Origin of the sequence: Dapis brunnea BLCC-M229 (genome assembly GCF_050015995.1) — a bacterium.
Classification (GTDB): Bacteria; Cyanobacteriota; Cyanobacteriia; order Cyanobacteriales; family Microcoleaceae; genus Trichodesmium.
In genome coordinates this window covers 1-1,741 of record NZ_JBNHEP010000112.1, presented here as the reverse complement: position 1 = coordinate 1,741, position 1,741 = coordinate 1, and the positions used below count along the sequence as shown (strand labels likewise).

Annotated in this window: 4 protein-coding genes; 1 reads left to right on the top strand and 3 read right to left on the bottom strand. The window is 31.1% G+C overall.

Going from position 1 to position 1,741, the window contains the following annotated elements; all coding sequences use genetic code 11:
- Positions 1-226: 226 nt before the first annotated feature.
- Together ACP6PM_RS13955 and ACP6PM_RS13950 are read right to left on the bottom strand one after the other, a co-directional pair.
- Positions 227-559: a hypothetical protein gene (locus ACP6PM_RS13955; RefSeq protein ID WP_426585555.1), complete on the bottom strand. Its 333-nt coding sequence runs from the start codon at positions 557-559 to the stop codon at positions 227-229.
- The gene (locus ACP6PM_RS13950) at positions 528-692 is read right to left on the bottom strand and encodes a hypothetical protein (RefSeq protein WP_426585553.1); all 165 of its coding nucleotides are present in this window, start codon (positions 690-692) and stop codon (positions 528-530) included. Before ACP6PM_RS13950 ends, ACP6PM_RS13955 begins: the two co-directional genes overlap by 32 nt.
- Positions 693-852: 160 nt before the next feature.
- Between ACP6PM_RS13950 and ACP6PM_RS13945 the strand changes: the two genes are divergently transcribed.
- On the top strand, positions 853-1,227 hold the full coding sequence (locus ACP6PM_RS13945; protein WP_426585551.1) for a nucleoside 2-deoxyribosyltransferase: 375 nt from the start codon (positions 853-855) through the stop codon (positions 1,225-1,227).
- Here the strand turns inward: ACP6PM_RS13945 and tsaE are convergent.
- Positions 1,224-1,715: a tRNA (adenosine(37)-N6)-threonylcarbamoyltransferase complex ATPase subunit type 1 TsaE gene (gene tsaE / locus ACP6PM_RS13940; protein ID WP_426585549.1), complete on the bottom strand. Its 492-nt coding sequence runs from the start codon at positions 1,713-1,715 to the stop codon at positions 1,224-1,226. The genes ACP6PM_RS13945 and tsaE overlap by 4 nt on opposite strands.
- Between the last annotated feature and the right edge of the window lie 26 nt (positions 1,716-1,741).

The following is a 1,741-nucleotide window of genomic DNA, read 5'->3' as shown; positions in this document are numbered from 1 at the left end:
CGCAATAGAAGAGAAAAATTTCATCATCCATCTCCGGGAGCTTCAGCAAATGAAATAACTATTGCTCTATACGCAATAGAAGGAAAAATTTCATCATCCATCTCCGGGAGCTTCAGCAAATGAAACTACTATTGCTCTATACGCAATAGAAGGAAAAATTTCACAAGTTAGAAATTCAACAAAATAAATTGGGTAATTAACAGTAAATATAGAATATCGCTTATTTTTACCAGACAAGTTTTTCATTTAATTTGAAATCATCAGGCAAGACTTTGAGATTATTACCAACTCTTAAAATATAATCTTTTCTAATTTTTTCTGTCTCCTTTCTAATTTTTTCTGTTTCTGTATAGGCTTGTGGTAAATCTAAATCCAATGATTCTATTAAAGTAGGAATATTTGTCAATTTTTTAACCGTGACTCCAAAATTATTGGAGTTGATAAGATAAGGATATGTAGCTTTAAAAATATGCTGTGAAACTGTATGGTTAAAAAATTCTACAAATACAAAAACTACCTGTCTTAAGTTAATCAAAAAAACATCTTGTTTCTGCATCATAAGTACAAAAACGTTTTTTTGTTCTATGATTAACTCTATTCCACAATAACTTACCCATATTTTGCTGACAAATAACCAAAATCAGAGGTATATTTTCAGTATCATCAATTCCAGCAATAAACCCACGAATCATATCCCAATTTTATCTATAGCAATCCTATTTTATTCGTGGCAAAAATCTTACTGCTTTTTAGGGAACACTTAACTGGGAACAGGGAACAGGTGGGAGTTTCAATTTTTTTATTTACTTTTTAATTTGTCACAACCTATTTAGGATTGCTATAGCAACTGTAATGCCATTTATATTGTCAAATTTAACCGATGGAAATAAAGGAGTATTAGCTAATTTTAATAGTCGCTGTAACTCAGAAAGTTTCGGGCTTTTTTTTTGCAAATATTCTTTAACTGTTGAATTAGGTGTTGCGATAGCCCTCAATAAAAAAGTTTTTCTGTTTCGAGATGATTTTCGTCACTGCACGGATAGTGAAAGTTATCCACTGAATCTTATGATATTTGCAGGTCTACCAGAAAAGGGCTGGGAAAATTATTATTATAAGTCTGTGGAAGAAATTGATTCAGAACACAAAGCTTTGTATAAGTGGCTATTAGAAGATTCTGAAATTGCTTATGGTAAGACCATTACCCCAAAATCAAATAAAAGTACCTAAATTTTATCCACATCAAAATCAAACTTACCAATAGAAATTAATTTAACATGGCGTCCGTGGGGAGTTTTGTCAACAGTATCTCCTCCATTAGAAAAATTAAAATAAACCCGTAAAAAATTAGGAGGATAATAAACCAACTTCTCAGCCCATTCAATTGCTACAATACCTAAAGGTACTTCTAAACCTTCCCAATAAATCTCCAAATTTAAAGCTTCAATCTCTGAACTTTCCAAACGATATAGATCGAAATGATAAAGAGGAATTTTGCCAGAAAAATATTCATTAATTAAAGTAAATGTAGGGCTATCAATTGTTTCAGTTATTCCCAAACCTGCTCCAATACCTTGAACAAAAGTAGTCTTACCACTACCTAAATTTCCTTCCAATAAAATTACACTACCAGCAGGTAAAAATTCTCCCAAACTTTTACCAAGATTGTAAGTAGCTGCTGCATTTGCTAGTGACAAAAAAACTTCTTGAATTTTCATTTAATTGTTAATTTTTAAACTGGTTA

What these genes read in the sequence shown, in the direction of transcription:
- ACP6PM_RS13945 (WP_426585551.1), top strand. Translation starts at nt 853, where the DNA reads ATGCCATTTATATTGTCAAATTTAACCGATGGAAATAAAGGAGTATTA.
- ACP6PM_RS13955 (WP_426585555.1), bottom strand. Translation starts at nt 559, where the DNA reads ATGATGCAGAAACAAGATGTTTTTTTGATTAACTTAAGACAGGTAGTT.
- tsaE (WP_426585549.1), bottom strand. Translation starts at nt 1,715, where the DNA reads ATGAAAATTCAAGAAGTTTTTTTGTCACTAGCAAATGCAGCAGCTACT.
- ACP6PM_RS13950 (WP_426585553.1), bottom strand. Translation starts at nt 692, where the DNA reads ATGATTCGTGGGTTTATTGCTGGAATTGATGATACTGAAAATATACCT.